General features: G+C 56.6%; 11 protein-coding genes. 9 read left to right on the top strand and 2 right to left on the bottom strand.

What is annotated here, in order from left to right:
- Nucleotides 1-109 precede the first annotated feature (109 nt).
- From AB8B75_RS08230 to AB8B75_RS08240, 3 genes are all read left to right on the top strand, one after another.
- Nucleotides 110-1,303 carry an NAD(P)/FAD-dependent oxidoreductase gene (locus AB8B75_RS08230; RefSeq protein WP_405361324.1) on the top strand — a complete coding sequence of 398 codons (1,194 nt, stop codon included), beginning with the start codon at nucleotides 110-112 and terminating at the stop codon, nucleotides 1,301-1,303.
- A 19-nt stretch (nucleotides 1,304-1,322) separates the two neighbouring features.
- On the top strand, nucleotides 1,323-2,156 hold the full coding sequence (locus tag AB8B75_RS08235) for an NAD-dependent epimerase/dehydratase family protein (protein WP_405361326.1): 834 nt from the start codon (nucleotides 1,323-1,325) through the stop codon (nucleotides 2,154-2,156).
- A gap of 594 nt (nucleotides 2,157-2,750) precedes the next feature.
- On the top strand, nucleotides 2,751-3,533 hold the full coding sequence (locus AB8B75_RS08240; protein ID WP_405361327.1) for an N-formylglutamate amidohydrolase: 783 nt from the start codon (nucleotides 2,751-2,753) through the stop codon (nucleotides 3,531-3,533).
- Nucleotides 3,534-3,829: 296 nt separating this feature from the next.
- Here the strand turns inward: AB8B75_RS08240 and AB8B75_RS08245 are convergent, their stop codons facing one another.
- Together AB8B75_RS08245 and AB8B75_RS08250 are read right to left on the bottom strand one after the other, a co-directional pair.
- Entirely contained in the window at nucleotides 3,830-5,098 is a 1,269-nt protein-coding gene (locus AB8B75_RS08245) for a tetratricopeptide repeat protein (RefSeq protein WP_405361328.1), read from the bottom strand.
- A 63-nt stretch (nucleotides 5,099-5,161) separates the two neighbouring features.
- Nucleotides 5,162-6,514 (bottom strand): MATE family efflux transporter, encoded by a 1,353-nt coding sequence (locus tag AB8B75_RS08250; protein WP_405361329.1) that lies wholly within the window; start codon nucleotides 6,512-6,514, stop codon nucleotides 5,162-5,164.
- Nucleotides 6,515-6,850: 336 nt separating this feature from the next.
- On the opposite strand from AB8B75_RS08250, the gene AB8B75_RS08255 reads away from it, so the two are divergent.
- The 6 genes from AB8B75_RS08255 to AB8B75_RS08280 all read left to right on the top strand — a co-directional run bounded on the left by AB8B75_RS08255 (nucleotide 6,851) and on the right by AB8B75_RS08280 (nucleotide 15,036).
- Nucleotides 6,851-8,134, top strand: coding sequence for an alpha/beta hydrolase family protein (locus AB8B75_RS08255; protein ID WP_405361331.1), 1,284 nt, complete (start codon nucleotides 6,851-6,853; stop codon nucleotides 8,132-8,134).
- 206 nt (nucleotides 8,135-8,340) lie between these two features.
- Nucleotides 8,341-10,299 carry a DNA topoisomerase IV subunit B gene (parE, locus tag AB8B75_RS08260; protein ID WP_405361332.1) on the top strand — a complete coding sequence of 653 codons (1,959 nt, stop codon included), beginning with the start codon at nucleotides 8,341-8,343 and terminating at the stop codon, nucleotides 10,297-10,299.
- A gap of 86 nt (nucleotides 10,300-10,385) precedes the next feature.
- On the top strand, nucleotides 10,386-11,159 hold the full coding sequence (locus AB8B75_RS08265; protein ID WP_405361333.1) for a hypothetical protein: 774 nt from the start codon (nucleotides 10,386-10,388) through the stop codon (nucleotides 11,157-11,159).
- 527 nt (nucleotides 11,160-11,686) lie between these two features.
- A complete protein-coding gene (locus AB8B75_RS08270) occupies nucleotides 11,687-12,271 on the top strand; it encodes an ANTAR domain-containing response regulator (protein ID WP_405361334.1) in 585 nt (194 codons plus the stop codon).
- On the top strand, nucleotides 12,268-13,413 hold the full coding sequence (locus tag AB8B75_RS08275) for a CmpA/NrtA family ABC transporter substrate-binding protein (RefSeq protein ID WP_405361336.1): 1,146 nt from the start codon (nucleotides 12,268-12,270) through the stop codon (nucleotides 13,411-13,413). The genes AB8B75_RS08270 and AB8B75_RS08275 overlap by 4 nt, the downstream gene beginning before the upstream one ends.
- Nucleotides 13,414-13,665: 252 nt before the next feature.
- Entirely contained in the window at nucleotides 13,666-15,036 is a 1,371-nt protein-coding gene (locus tag AB8B75_RS08280) for a CmpA/NrtA family ABC transporter substrate-binding protein (RefSeq protein ID WP_405361338.1), read from the top strand.
- Nucleotide 15,037 lies beyond the last annotated feature (1 nt).

Below are 15,037 nucleotides of genomic sequence, written 5' to 3' on the forward strand. Positions count from 1 at the left end.
CACCTTGGTACAACGCCTTCGACGCGCCAATCGCACCTCGCTGCGTGACAAAGCTTGACGCCACCCCGTCACCCGTGGTCCAGAAGTAACGCAGGAAAAAGGGGGCTTTGTGGCGCAACAACACAAATCATATGATGTCGTCATTGTCGGCGGGGCAATCTACGGATCCAGTGTCGCTTGGTGGTTAACCCAGATGGCTGGATTTGATGGCCGCGTTTTGGTGGTCGAGAAAGATCCGACGTATGAATTTGCCGGTACCAGCCACACAAACAGCTGCATCCGCCAACAATTTTCCAACAAGATCAACGTCAGCGTTTCGCAATTTGGCGCAGAGTTTATCAAGAACTTTCAGTCCTTTATGGGCAATGATCCAGAGGTTCCACCGCTCACCCTGCAAAGCTATGGCTATATGTATATGGCCGACACACCCGAATTTGCCGAAACGCTGCGCGAAAGCCAGGAAGTGCAGGCGGAGCTCGGGGCCGGCACAAAATTCATGACCGCAAAGGATATCGCAGCCGATTATCCTTTCTACATGCTGGACGACATCATCGGGGCCAACCACAACCTCAAGGACGAGGGTTACTTTGACGGTGGCACCATGTTCGACTGGTTCAAACGCATGGCGCGCAAAAACGGTGCGGAATATGTCGCTGATGAAGTGATCGCCATAGCCCGCTCCGGCAACCAGATCACCGGTGTGACGCTGAGGTCAGGGGACGATATCACCTGTGGCACGGTCGTGAATGCATCCGGCACCCGCGGGGCCTTGACCGCGCAAATGGCCGGTCTCGACATCCCCATCGAGCCACGCAAACGCTACACCTACATCTTTGATGCCGCCCACCCGCTTGATCGCGATCTGCCGCTGACCATTGATCCGTCCGGTGTGCACATGCGTACCGATGGGCGGTACTACCTGGCAGGCGGGCCACCAGATGAGGATCCCGCCGTTGGTCTGGCGGATTTCAACGCCGATCACGGGCTCTGGGAAAACAAATTCTGGCCCGTGATCGCGACACGCATACCGCAGTTCGAAAAGATCAAGCTGATCAACATGTGGGTTGGACATTACGACTATAACACGCTCGATCAGAATGCGATTGTCGGGCCGCACCCCGAGGTCAGCAACTTCATGTTCCTGAACGGCTTTTCAGGACATGGGTTGCAACAGTCTCCGGCCTTGGGGCGGGGCATGGCTGAACGGATCGCTTACGGCGAATACCGCTCGCTGGACCTCACGCCGTTTTACGTGGACCGCGTGCTTAGAGGCGAGAAATTCTTGGAAAAAGCTGTGATCTAACACGGCGGGAAGGACACTTATGAAACTGGTTTTAACAGGGGCAGCAGGACGTCTTGGCTCGTACTTGCGCGAGCCGCTGGCGGAAATGTGTGACACGCTGGTCAGCACGGACATCGCCGACGACATCGGCACGCTTTATGATGGCGAAAGCTACATCAAAGCCGATCTTGCCGATATGGCACAGATTGCGCCGGTTCTTGAGGGCGCGGATATGGTGATCCATTTCGGCGCCATCGTTGACGAAAAACCCTTTGAGGAATTGCTGGGCCCTAATTTCGTGGGCTCCTACAACATCTGGGAAGCCGGGTACCAAGCGGGCGTGAAACGCATCGTCTACGCCTCCTCCATTCACGCTGTTGGCATGCATCTGAAATCTGATTTTATCGGCATCGACGCCGAGCACCGCCCAGACACTTTCTACGGGCTGGCCAAATGTTTTACCGAAGATCTTGGCCGTATGTATTGGGACAAACGCGGGTTGGAATCGGTCCATCTGCGCATCTTGTCCTGTGCGCAAGTCACAAACACCCGCGCCCTGGGGTCGTGGCTGAGCTACGATGATCTGATCCAGCTGGTCACCCGTGCCATCGACACACCCTCTGTTGGTTTTGGCATTGTCTATGGGGTGTCCAATAACGACCGTGCACCGGTGGACAATGCCAAATCATCATTCCTCGGCTATCGCCCCAAGGACAACGCAGAAACCTTTGCCGCGGAGCTGTTGGCCGAAGCCGGTCCGGTGGACGTCACCGATCCGGGACAGATGTGTCACGGCGGGCCGTTTTCTTCCGTTGATCTGGGCCAAAGCGGCGTGGCGCAGATGAACATCGTCAACGACAAGAAAGAGATCTGACGGCGCGGACTGCGATCTGGACCCGGGAACAGGCCGCCGCATTGCTGCGCACGACTATCGCAAGGCGAACGTCGCAGCATGCGACGGTTTCTGGTTCAACAATCCCGGCAACCGACGAAGCTTTCAAAGCCAGCGCCAGCGGAACCCGATCAGATCCGGCGTACTGCCATCGAAGGTCACTTTCCCCGCACCCGACAACCTGCGCTCCTGAGACATCGGCCCGTTGATCCGAAGGTTACAATTGAAGCGCGGCACTATCAGCAAACGAGGCACTTGCACTCAGGCTTTATGGATCATCGGCACCCAGTGAAAACGCGGTGATGCCCATGAATGCTTCGGACGGCATTGTTTTCAGGGCGAAAGCCAAATCGAACGCCAGCCCCTAAAAGAGGCGCGCGACATTCAAAAAACTGCGTTGGACGCCTGCCAAACCAGCCGCTCCGTTGACAAGATCATCGCAGGTTGGCGCGAAGGCGATCAATGCGTCCACCGGCGAGCCCATCCATGAATTACGGGTTGGGGCGACTATGATAGCCACCGAATTCTTGCTAGAGGTGATGGCTCTACCAACGCTTTGAAAAGGATCTGCGCGCCATGCCCGTTGATATGATTGCCGGCGCCAGCCCGCTGATCCTGGCTTTTCCGTATTCAAGTACCAAGATAAATCGCCCTGTCTTTCAGCGGCTGAATGAGACCGGGCAGAAACTGGCCGACACCGATTGGCATATTGATCAGCTCTATCTGGATATCGTCGATGACGCGACTTACGTCCGGGCGGATTTTCACCGCTACGTTTGTGACGCCAACCGTGACCCCACCGGTCGAAGCCTTTATCCCGGTCATATCACAACCGGGCTGGTGCCGCTCACCAACTTCAAAGGTGAAGAGCTCTGGGATCAGCCCCCCAGCAAAGCAGAAATGGCAACCTGGCGCGCCGCCTTTCATGCCCCCTATCACGCAGCTCTTACGGCGCAGATTGCACGGGTCAGAGCCAGATACGGATTTGCCATCCTATTTGATTGTCTTTCCTCCAAGTCCACGACCCCAGAGCAGTTTGAAAACGCGCTTCCTGATCTGAGCATCGGGACATTTATGGGGGCCTCATGCGATCACAAACTGACCGCGCAGGTCGCAGGCATTTGCTTGAATGATCCCGCCTACACCAGCGAAGTAAACGGACGGTCCAAAGGCGGCTGGACGACGCGCCATCACGGACGGCCGAAATCCGGTGTGCACGCCCTGCAAATGGAATTGGCGCAATCGACCTATCTGGTCAACGAACCCGACGTCTGGCGCTACGATGATACGAAAGCAGAAGGGGTGCGTCAGGTTTTGGCGAAGATCCTGCTCCATTTGCAAAGCTGGAGCCCCAAGTAGCCGACCCGCACAACATTACTGATTAACGTGCCAGTACAACCCTGCAACGCATCTCCGTATAGCCCATAGTATGGCGATGAACGCTCTACCACCAGAGCGTGGCCGGGTAGGATGTACAGGCGATTTACCATCGGATGGGTTGCTCAGAATTCAGCCATCGTGCCTAAGAGACGCTTCCAGCAGGTTTCGTCAAATAATGCTGCGAAAAAAACAAGATGCGGCAAGCTGTTACCAGGCGCATCGAAGAGAGCGGGTGCGCCTGCGTCCCATTTCCCGAGCTATTGGATATGCTTTATCTATGCCACGTACCCATCTGCTATCACGGGTCGCCTAAGAGCTGCCAATTCCCCGGCTTCGGCTTTGCGACCTTGTCGCATCAGGCAAGCCAACAGGCTGTGCTCCACCAGATCGCGCTGCGCCCGGCTGCCGCCAATCCGCGCCGTATCCGCCATCGCTGCCCGCAAATGTGTCGCCGCACTGCGCCAGTTGCCCTGCGCCATGTCTTGAAAACCCAAAGCGATGCTGGGTACGAGATCCGCCGCAGGCCCCGCCGGAGCCGTCACGATACGTGACAAAGCCGCATTGTCCCCGGCCATCGCATGCGCAACGGCGGCATGCATGTCGACAAACGCATTGCCAGTTTTTGGAAAGGCCGCTGAGGCGAAGGCACTGATCGCGGCCCACCGTTCTGCGGGCACATCAACACCCGCCAGCTCCGCGCGGTGCAAAAGCGACGCGGTGTCCACAAGCACGCTCAGCGGGGCACCGCCAATGGCCGCATCCGGCGTCACCGCATCATCCAACAAGGACCACATGCCATCGACATCACCGATCTGCAGCGTCCAAAGCGCCTGATGCCAGCTCAGGTGGCCATGCATGACACCCTCCTTGCCGTAGCCTTGCAGCCAGCTTTTCAAATAGGCAATCCCGTTCGCCACTTCTCCCTCTTCGTACAACACGTGGCTGCGGACATGCGCGCCATGGGCATTTCCCGGATTGCGGCTCAGCGATGCATCGATCACCTTGCCGGCCTCTTTCAATTGCCCGGTTTCGCAGAGCGCAAAGGCGTATTGACTGGCAAACCACCAGTCGTCGCCGTAATGCGGCGCCAAACGCGACAAAAAGGCCAGCGCTTGCGCTTCACGGCCCGGCTGCCCGGAAAAACCGATCAACCCGTAAATCGAAGAACTCGTCTGCGCCACAACCGCGTCGCGCGGAAACCGATCCATATGATCATAAACCGCCTGTAAGGCCGCAGCACCTTGGCCCCGCATCATCAGCGCCAACATATGGATCTGCGAAGCTTCCCGCTCGTTGACGCCCGTCGTCAATGTCTGCGCCTTGGCAATGGCCGATTGCGCCCCGGCCATGTCTCCCACGGTCTGCCGGGCGCGGGAAAGCCCTGCATAGGCCGCCGCAAACCCCGGGTCTACGTCAATTGCCGCCAGAAAGCCCACGTCCATCTGAGGCTGGCCTGCCAACAGCCGATCCAACGCGGTCTGATAGTGCTCTGCGGCACTTCGAGACGCCGTCGTCAGCCCGTTGCCATAGCGATCTTTGAACATGGCGCTCCCCCTGCTGCACATGTCACACGCTAAATCACAGCATGCGTCGAAACAAGCAGCCTCCTAGGCGCCAGAGGCTTTGAGCTCAGGCAGCCTATACCGCCAGAAACGCAGCGACAGCAGCACGCCCGCCAGCCCCAGCCCGATGACAAGACCCATCCAGACACCAATACCGTCGAAGCCCAACACAAACCCAAAGATGTAGGAACAGGGTACACCAACGATCCAGTAACTCAGCGCTGCGCAGATCATTGGCACGCGAGTGTCCTGAATGCCGCGCAGCAGACCAAGCGCGATCACTTGCGCCCCATCCAAAAGCTGGAAGAGTGCGGCCATCGCCAAAAGACCCGCGCCGATGGTCAGGATCGCGTCTCTTTCAACCTCTTCTTTTTGGATGAAGAGAGAGATCAAAAGATCAGGAAACAAAAGGAAAAGCACAACCGTAATGGCGGCCACCGATAAGGAAAGCACCAAAACCACCAGCGCCCCTTTTTGCATATGCCAAGGATCATGGCGTCCATAGGCGTTGCCTGCGCGGATGGTTGCCGCATTGCTGAGCCCCATATGCACCATGAATGTAATGGAGGCGAGTTGCAGGGCAATGCCATGTGCCGCGAGTGGAACGGTGCCCAGCCAACCCATCATCATGGCAGAGGCGGCAAAAAGCCCAACTTCGCTGAGCCCTGTCAGACTGATGGGCCACCCCAGCCGAAAGACCTGCGCCAGCATTTTCCAATCAGCGCGCCACAGCCTTTGAAACAGTGTATGCTGTGGCAGCGCAAAATGCGCATAGGCGACGATGCCAATCAGCGCGCAAACATTCGTGCTCAAGGTCGCAATCGCAGCACCCGTAATGCCGAGTTCCGGCGCGCCCCAGTTGCCGAAAATAAACGCGTAGTTGGCGACCCCGTTGACCACCGCACTGAATACCGTGATCCAGAGCACAACCTGCGTGCGCTCCAGGGCGGCGAGGTAGGATTTGATCACCATCACCAAAAGCGCGGGCAGAATAGCAAAACCAGCCACACGCAAATAAGCACCTGCGTTTGCCGCCAGCATCTCGCTCTGACCCAAGGCGCGCAACACCGGTTCGGACCACACCATGACCGGCAGCGCCAGCATCGCAAAACCAGTGCTGAGCCAAAGCCCCATGCGGGTGGCGCGGCGCAGGCTGGTTTCGTCTTCTTCCGCATGAAATGACGCCACCATGGGCATGACTGCCCAGGCAAAACCGGAGCCAAAAATAAAAAGCACAAAGTAAAAGGTCGATCCCAACGTGACGGCTGCCAGTGCCTCGACACCGTACCAGCCCAGCATGACAGTATCCGTCACGCCGATCGCCGTCTGGGCGATATGGCCCCCGATCAGCGGCAATCCCAGCGTCATGATCGCGCGGACATGCTCAGGATATGTCATAACTTTGTGCATATGACTGCCTTACGCTTCGCGCATCGGTGTTGAAAGACTTCTTGTGACCCTGACACCGCATTAGCCGTGCGGTTCCGATGCGTCCAGACAGGGTGCACAGGACAAAAAACCGACCACATGATTTTTTGGTGTTTGTTCTGTCTTTCGTACCCGTATGGCCGCCTGCAACGCCGTCCTGGTTTCCAATTGGTCCGAAATGTAACAAACAAGGCCAGAAAAAACGCCTGCAGACACAAAATACACGTTTCAAGTGGTTGAATGGTTGCGAATTCCTGTCACTCTGTGCGCGGATTCATGCCGACAGAATACGCCTTGGAGCCGAAGATGAAGACCAGACGATCCCTAGCAGCCCTCACAGTCCTCGTGGCGGCTCCGGCTCTTGCGAACCCAATCGACCTCATTCGCCCAGATGCGCCTGAGCTTGCAGTCTATGGGGTTTTTCCGATCGGTGTGCAAACACTTGAATTGGTTCATACAAATCAGGTCGACATCGTGAATGCCGATGACGATTCCCTGCCCGAATACGACCGGCCGCTGACCGCAGAAGTCTGGTATCCCGCTGTCCAGGGCACCGAATCAGGTGGCGAGTACCGCGCCTTTCTGCGGGACGGTAAAACCGAAGTGACCCTGACCGGTCGCGCTGCGCGGGACGCCGCACCAGCCGCAGGCGAAAAATTTCCCTTGATCATCATCAGCCATGGCTATCCGGGCAATCGATATCTGATGTCCCATTTGGGCGAAAATCTGGCTTCCAAGGGCTATGTGACGGTATCGATCGATCACACCGACAGCACATATTCGGATCAGGATATTTTTGGATCGACCTTGTACAATCGCCCGCTGGATCAAAAGTTCGTGCTGGAACAAATGGCAACGCTTGACGGTCCGCTGGGGGCGATCATCAACACCGATGCCGTGGGTGTCATCGGATATTCGCTTGGCGGTTACGGTGCCTTGGTGTTTGGCGGCGCCGGCGTGACGCAATCATCCACCGAGTTCAGTTGGGGGACACCTTCTGGCTTGTTGTCAGAGCATCTCGCCGGCTCCGAAAGTCACGAAGCGCTGGTGGATCCACGCGTCAAGGCGATCATCGCAATTGGACCTTGGGGGCGAAACGCCGGTTTCTGGGACGCTAATAGTCTGGCCGGTCTGCGCGTGCCCACGCTGCTCATGGCCGGGGGTGCGGATGATGTTTCGGTGTATGATACCATCCGCACAATCTTCGAAGAGGCTGGCGGCGCCGACCGCCATTTGCTCACCTTTGAGCATGCCAATCACAACGCAGCCGCCCCGATCCCCGCTCCGAAAGAGGCTTGGCAGCCCGTGGACGAGCTGGAATTCATCCCGTTTGAGCATTACGCAGATCCCGTCTGGGACACCACGCGCATGAATAACATCGCACAACACTTCGCCACCGCCTTTTTGGATCTGCACCTGAAGAACGACAAAGAAAAAGGCAAATACTTGGATCTGATCGCTGTAGCTGAGAACGGCATTCTGGCCTTGGATGAAGACGGCAAACCGACAGAAGACCATACCTACTGGACCGGTTTCCCGGTGCGCACCGCCAAGGGGTTGCGTTTTGAGACCCTGCTCAAAGGCGAATGACCCGCGTAAAGCTGCTGCCGGTCGCCCGCCCATAAGAGATCGTCCTGACCCACATTATGTGTCCTGACCAGCGTCACAGGTTTCGCCCTCAGTGAAACCCCGAGCATACGCAACAGGAAAGCGGCGCAGACAAGCTCTGAACCCTTCCCCCGCCTTGCCTGCTCTGCCATAGTTGCGCCAATCAAAATAAAAGAGGTGCGAGCACAATGCCCAACGACCTGCTGTCCAACACCGATACCCCCATCTATGACGCCTCCTCCATCGAGGTTCTCGAAGGGCTGGAACCGGTGCGCAAACGCCCCGGCATGTACATCGGCGGCACTGACGAACGTGCCTTGCATCACTTGGTCGCCGAAGTGCTGGACAACTCCATGGACGAAGCCGTCGCAGGCCACGCCAATCGGATCGAGGTGGAATTGCACGATGATTTTGCCGTCACCATCCGCGACAATGGCCGCGGCATCCCGATCGACCCGCACCCCAAATTCCCCGATAAATCCGCCTTGGAAGTGATCCTCTGCACCCTGCACGCGGGCGGCAAGTTTTCGGGCAAGGCCTATGAAACCTCCGGCGGCCTGCATGGGGTCGGCGCTTCCGTCGTCAACGCGCTCTCGGATTCGATGGTCGTGCAGGTGGCGCGCAACAAGGAACTCTTTGAACAACGCTTCTCACGCGGTCTGCCGCTGGGCCCGATCGAAAAACTCGGCCCCACCCAGAACCGCCGCGGCACCACCGTCACCTTCCACGCCGATGCCGAAATCTTTGGCTCGCATCGTTTCAAACCGGCACGGCTCTTCAAATCCATCCGCTCCAAGGCCTACCTCTTCTCCGGCGTCGAAATCCGCTGGAAATCACACATCGACGATGGCGAAACCCCGCAAGAGGCCACCTTCCACTTCCCCGGCGGCCTGTCAGACTACCTCAACGAAACCCTCGGCAAGGCCACCACCTACGCCGACAAACCCTTTGCCGGGACTGTCGATTTCAAGGAGAAATTCGGCCAACCCGGCAAGGTCGAATGGGCGATCAACTGGACGCCCTCGCGCGATGGCTACATCCAGTCCTACTGCAACACCGTGCCCACCCCCGAAGGCGGCACTCACGTCGCCGGTTTCTGGGCCGCCATCCTCAAAGGCATCAAGGCCTACGGCGAATTGTCCAACACCAAGAAAGCCGCCCAGACCACCCGCGAAGACCTGACATCGGGCGGCTGCGCGCTGGTCTCCTGCTTCATCGCCGAACCAGCCTTTGTCGGCCAGACCAAGGACCGCCTCTCCACCGAAGCTGCCGCGAAAATGACCGAAGGCGCTGTGCGCGACCACTTTGACAACTGGCTGGCCGCCGATACGAAATCCGCAGGCGCCATCCTCGATTTTCTGGTCCTGCGCGCCGAAGAACGCCTGCGCCGCCGTCAGGAAAAGGAAACCGCGCGCAAATCCGCCACCAAGAAACTGCGCCTGCCCGGCAAACTCACCGATTGCACCTCCAAAACCCGCGAAGGCACTGAGCTGTTCATCGTCGAGGGCGATTCTGCGGGCGGTTCCGGCAAGGGCGCGCGCAACCGCAACACCCAAGCGCTGTTGCCACTCAAGGGCAAAATCCTCAACGTGCTGGGCGCGGCCTCGTCAAAACTCGGCACCAACGCCGAAATCTCCGACCTTTGCGAAGCTCTGGGCTGTGGCATGGGCACGCGTTTCAACCTCGACGATCTGCGCTATGACAAGATCATTATCATGACCGACGCCGATGTGGACGGCGCCCATATCGCCGCCCTGTTGATGACCTTCTTCTTTACCCAGATGCGCCCGCTCATTGACGCGGGCCACTTGTACCTCGCCTGCCCACCGCTCTTCCGCCTGACCCAAGGGCCCAAACGGGTCTACTGTCTGGACGAGGCCGAGAAAGACGCCTGGTTGGAAAAAGGTCTCGGCGGCAAAGGCAAGATCGACGTCTCCCGCTTCAAGGGTCTGGGGGAAATGGACGCCAAGGATTTGAAAGAAACCACCATGGACCCGGCGACGCGCAAATTGATCCGCGTTTCGATTGATGAAGACATGCCCGGAGAGACCGGCGATCTGGTCGAGCGGTTGATGGGGAAGAAGCCGGAACTGCGCTATCAGTATATTCAGGAGAACGCGAAGTTTGTGGAGGAGTTGGATGTTTGAGGAAAGTCACATTTGAAGAGTTCTCGAACGAAACAAATAACACGCGAAGCGAGTATCGCGACTCGATAATCTGGTTACTCAACCGAATGAACGTGAAGTTCATGATGCTCGGAAAAGATAGTGATACCATCACCAATGACCAACTAAGAGTTTCAACAGCGCTAGTTCTTTCCGCTAGTACGACTGGCGCAAATATCTCAAAGTTGGTCGAGCAGCTATCGATCTGCAGTAAGGATGCGTTACCGCTTGCTAGAACTTTCTATGAAAGCAGTTTGCAAGCCTGCTTTGTTTTGGCCGACGGCGACGAAAGTGCCCAAAGAGCCGAATACTATTCCGTTTACAGAGCTTTCGCTTCCCAAACCGAACACTTCGAACTTGGCCGGGCTGTTGGTCTAATTCAAAGTTCGACGCGGTTGGACCGAAACAACCCGACTGTAAAGCGCGCAATTGAAATATTCGCTCCAAAAAAAGGCAAACGGGCTAGGCCATGTTTCGATGCGTCACGAGATGAAATGATACGCAGGATAAAGGACGTTTCGCCACATGCAGCTATTGGATTCCAGGGAGTGGAAGGAATGAACTTCGACTTCGCCTCGGAGATTTCGCACGGTTCGTATCATGCACACAATCTGCTTTCAGGTCACCTTGAACCGAGTATAAGTGCCTCAAATGAAATACTTCAAGAAGTTGCTTTTCGCGCAACGGTTACCGTGGCTCTGTGTTCGGATGCGATTGCACGAACAATGCTTTCTGTGTCTAAAGAACTTGATGAAGCTAAATATGTGATAGAGGCCTGCAATCTGTTTTTTGCAGACGAGGTACCAGAAATGGCGCAAGACTTGCAGAAGTTGAATATTTGAGATTGATCGCAATGTGCTCGCGGCTCACCAGCCCGAGGCCCCGCCTCGGGAGGGCGCACTACGTGCCCCCCGAGGCTCACGCCCCCCTCCGGCTTCAAAAGGTCCACCGGACCTTTTGCAAGACAGCCTCCGGCCCGAGGTCGGGCGCGGCCCTTAACTTCTGTCTTACAAGACAGCCGCTACGTCCGGGGCTCCGCCCGTTCGGCCCTGAAACCTTCCCCCGGAAGGTTTCCAGGACGGGCCTCACCCCCACCCTCTCCCAAAACCCCCAAACCTCAAAATCACATCAGCGGTGCACAACCTGTGCTCAGATGTCATACGCAAATCATACAGCCATTTTTCACACATCAAGGTTCCTTCAGCACAGTGCTGACCCGGAGCCCCATCCCGCACCCCAGACAGCAACTGCTCAAATTTCCACCGCCCAAGGGCAGAAAGCCAAAGGAATGAGCATCCGCGCAACTGCCTTCGGATGCCATCGATGAACCCCATGTTCTCTCCCCTCGGATCGTGGATAAACAGCCCTCATGTCAAAAAACCTGCGCATCCTTGTCGTCGAAGCTAATGCCGCGAAAGCGCAGGATATTATCGACGCCCTCTCAGATGCCGGCTGGCGCGATGTCCATGCTTTGGCTCAGATTTCTGGCCTGGAACGCTCGATCAAGACCCATGCACCCGACATCGTTTTGATCGATATGGAAAACCCCGATCGCGACACGCTGGAACACATCAGCCTCGTGTCAGACACCAAATCGCGCACGGTCGCAATGTTTGTGGATCAGACCGACGAAGAGCTGACCCAAGCCGCGCTCGCCGCTGGCGTCAGCGCCTATGTCGTCGATGGCCTGCAGATGAACCGGATCAAGCCGGTTCTCGAAACGGCCATCGCACGGTTTCAGATCATGCGCCAAATGCAGTCGGAACTCGACGCCGCCAAACAGGCGCTGGAAGATCGCAAAACTCTGGATCGTGCCAAAGGCATTTTGATGCGACGGCGCAGCTTGACCGAGGATGCGGCCTACTCGCTCTTGCGCAAAACCGCGATGGACCAAGGGCGCAAAGTGATTGATGTTGCCCAAGCCCTTGTTACTGCATCGGATTTGCTGTCGTGACAGGTACTGTTTTGAATTGCGGGTATGTGCCGCTTGTCGACTGCGCCCCTTTGATCATTGCCAAAGAACTTGGCTTTGCCGCAGAAGAAGGACTTGATCTAAATCTTGTGGCACAACCTTCGTGGTCCGCGCTGCGCGACATGCTGGCGCTGGGGCACCTGGACGTGGCGCAGATGCTGTCACCCATGCCCATTGCAATGTCACTCGGTATGGGAGGGCTGAGCGCGGACATCGATACCTTGATGGTTCTGTCGGTCAATGGCACGGTCTTCGGTGCTTCTGACACGCTCACAGCCGCCCTTGGTGATGTGACATTTGGAGACGCCAGCGCTCTGCTCCAAGCATTGGCGGACCTTAACCATGGTCGGCTGCGCATTGGCGTGCCCTTTCCCTATTCTATGCACAGACTTTTGCTGGACTACTGGACGGAGGCGCAACCGGACCTGGCGGTTGAAACCGTCACCGTTCCGCCGCCGCGCATGGCGGATGCAGTCGCGGCAGGACAAGTGGATGCGTTCTGGGTTGGAGAGCCCTGGGGCACGGCCAGCATGCTGCGTGGCGTCGGTCGTATTTTGATGACAGGTCGGGATGTCTGGGAGTTTGCACCAGAAAAAGTGCTGGCGGCGCGCCACACTTGGATTGCTGACAACCCGGACGAAGTCCGGCATTTGATGCGCGCGATATATCAGTCAGCACGCTGGCTGGATGCCAAAAAGAACAAACCACTCGCGATTGAGATATTGGGGCGCAGTGAGCACCTCAACTTGTCACATGAAGTCATCGATCCGGCGGTGACCGGCTTTATCACGCCCCACCAAAACGCCCCGCCGCACCAGATTGATCGGTTTTTGGTGTTCCATGAACACGCTGCTCACTTCCCCTGGCGCAGCCAAGCCTCCTGGATTGCGGCCAGACTTGGTGCAGATGCAGAAGGCATTGCCCGAGCCAAACGCTGTTTTCGAACCGACCTCTACCGGCAAAACCTTGGCCCAATCGGTGCCGATTTGCCCGGCGCATCTGAAAAAGTCGAAGGTTCCATGCGGTATGACACCGCTGTTGCCTCGTCACGCGGACATATGATTCTAGCACCAGATGCCTTTTTTGACGGCAAAACCTTCGATTCAAGCTCAAAGAGCGATTAATAATAAGGCAAATCGCTGCATCGCCGCAAAATTTCATGCGGCAATGCAGAAAGTTCTTGTCCAAAGCGCGTGAGTTTTTCACGCTGGTTTCAAGGGGCACAGATGCCCGTTGTTCTGCACACCAATGTCGGTGCCGCAGGTTTTATAAGAGCAAAGCCGCTCGCTAGGTTTACGGAATCCTCCCCCCGTGAACTTCGCGGGCGGTTTTTTTTATTTTTGCTGGTTCGACCAGCTCAGACAAAGGAAAAAGCGATGAAGAAACCCCTGTCTTTCGTTCTCACGGCGACAACAATTCTTGCGACTTCAGCCTCTGCCGAAATGCTCGACCTGGAAAAGGATGAGCTGACGTTTGGTTTTATCAAACTCACCGACATGGCGCCTTTGGCGGTTGCCTATGAGTTGGGGTATTTTGAGGATGAAGGGCTCTTTGTGACCTTGGAGGCACAAGCCAATTGGAAAGTCCTTTTGGATGGCGTCATTGACGGACAGCTGGATGGTGCGCACATGCTTGCCGGCCAGCCGCTGGCCGCGACGATCGGATATGGAACCGAAGCACATATCATTACGCCCTTTTCCATGGATCTGAACGGCAACGGCATCACCGTTTCCAATGAAATTTGGGAGCAGATGAAACCCAATATTCCGCTGATGGACGATGGTCGCCCCCAACATCCGATCAGCGCCAGCGCGTTGACGCCCGTGGTTGAAGATTACAAGGATCAAGGCATCCCGTTCAATATGGGCATGGTTTTCCCTGTCTCCACGCATAACTATGAGCTCCGTTACTGGTTGGCGGCAGGCGGTCTGCAGCCCGGATACTATTCGCCTCAGGATATATCAGGCCAGATCGGTGCCGACGTGTTTTTGTCTGTTACACCGCCGCCGCAAATGCCCGCGACAATGGAGGCGGGAACGATCTTCGGATATTGCGTGGGTGAGCCCTGGAACCAGCAGGCGGTCTTCAAAGGCATCGGCGTCCCAGTCATCACGGATTACCAATTATGGAAGAATAACCCCGAAAAGGTTTTTGGCATTACGGATGAATTCGCCGAAGAAAATCCAAATACCACACTGGCTGTGACCAAAGCACTGATCCGGGCCGCGATATGGCTGGACGAGAACGAAAATGCCAACCGACCGGAAGCGGTCGAAATATTGGCGCGTTCTGAATATGTCGGTGCAGACTACGACGTGATTGCCAACTCGATGACCGGCACGTTCGAATTCGAAAAAGGCGACAAGCGCGAAATTCCCGATTTCAATGTCTTCTTTCGTTACAACGCCACCTACCCCTACTATTCCGATGCGATCTGGTACCTGACCCAGATGCGCCGTTGGGGTCAGATTGCCGAACCAAAATCCGACGAGTGGTTCATCGAAACCGCCAAGGAAGTCTATCGCCCAGACATTTACCTTGCCGCAGCGCGGCTTCTTGTCGACGAGGGCATGGCCAACGAAGCTGACTTCCCATGGGATACGGACGGGTTCAAAGCACCGACCCCTGCAGAAGACATCATCGACGGCATTCCTTATGACGGCACTGCGCCAAACGCCTACCTCGAAAGCCTGCCGATTGGTCTGAAAGGTCAACAGATCGTCGTGGATAACGAAATCCAAGGCTGAC

It is taken from the genome of Roseobacter sp. (assembly GCF_045106495.1).
GTDB lineage: Bacteria > Pseudomonadota > Alphaproteobacteria > Rhodobacterales > Rhodobacteraceae > Roseobacter.

Bases quoted from the DNA above. Each gene is read 5' to 3' on its own strand.
- AB8B75_RS08235 (WP_405361326.1), top strand. From the start codon at position 1,323: ATGAAACTGGTTTTAACAGGGGCAGCAGGACGTCTTGGCTCGTACTTG.
- AB8B75_RS08240 (WP_405361327.1), top strand. From the start codon at position 2,751: ATGCCCGTTGATATGATTGCCGGCGCCAGCCCGCTGATCCTGGCTTTT.
- AB8B75_RS08245 (WP_405361328.1), bottom strand. From the start codon at position 5,098: ATGTTCAAAGATCGCTATGGCAACGGGCTGACGACGGCGTCTCGAAGT.
- AB8B75_RS08250 (WP_405361329.1), bottom strand. From the start codon at position 6,514: ATGACATATCCTGAGCATGTCCGCGCGATCATGACGCTGGGATTGCCG.
- AB8B75_RS08255 (WP_405361331.1), top strand. From the start codon at position 6,851: ATGAAGACCAGACGATCCCTAGCAGCCCTCACAGTCCTCGTGGCGGCT.
- parE (WP_405361332.1), top strand. From the start codon at position 8,341: ATGCCCAACGACCTGCTGTCCAACACCGATACCCCCATCTATGACGCC.
- AB8B75_RS08265 (WP_405361333.1), top strand. From the start codon at position 10,386: ATGAACGTGAAGTTCATGATGCTCGGAAAAGATAGTGATACCATCACC.
- AB8B75_RS08270 (WP_405361334.1), top strand. From the start codon at position 11,687: ATGTCAAAAAACCTGCGCATCCTTGTCGTCGAAGCTAATGCCGCGAAA.
- AB8B75_RS08280 (WP_405361338.1), top strand. From the start codon at position 13,666: ATGAAGAAACCCCTGTCTTTCGTTCTCACGGCGACAACAATTCTTGCG.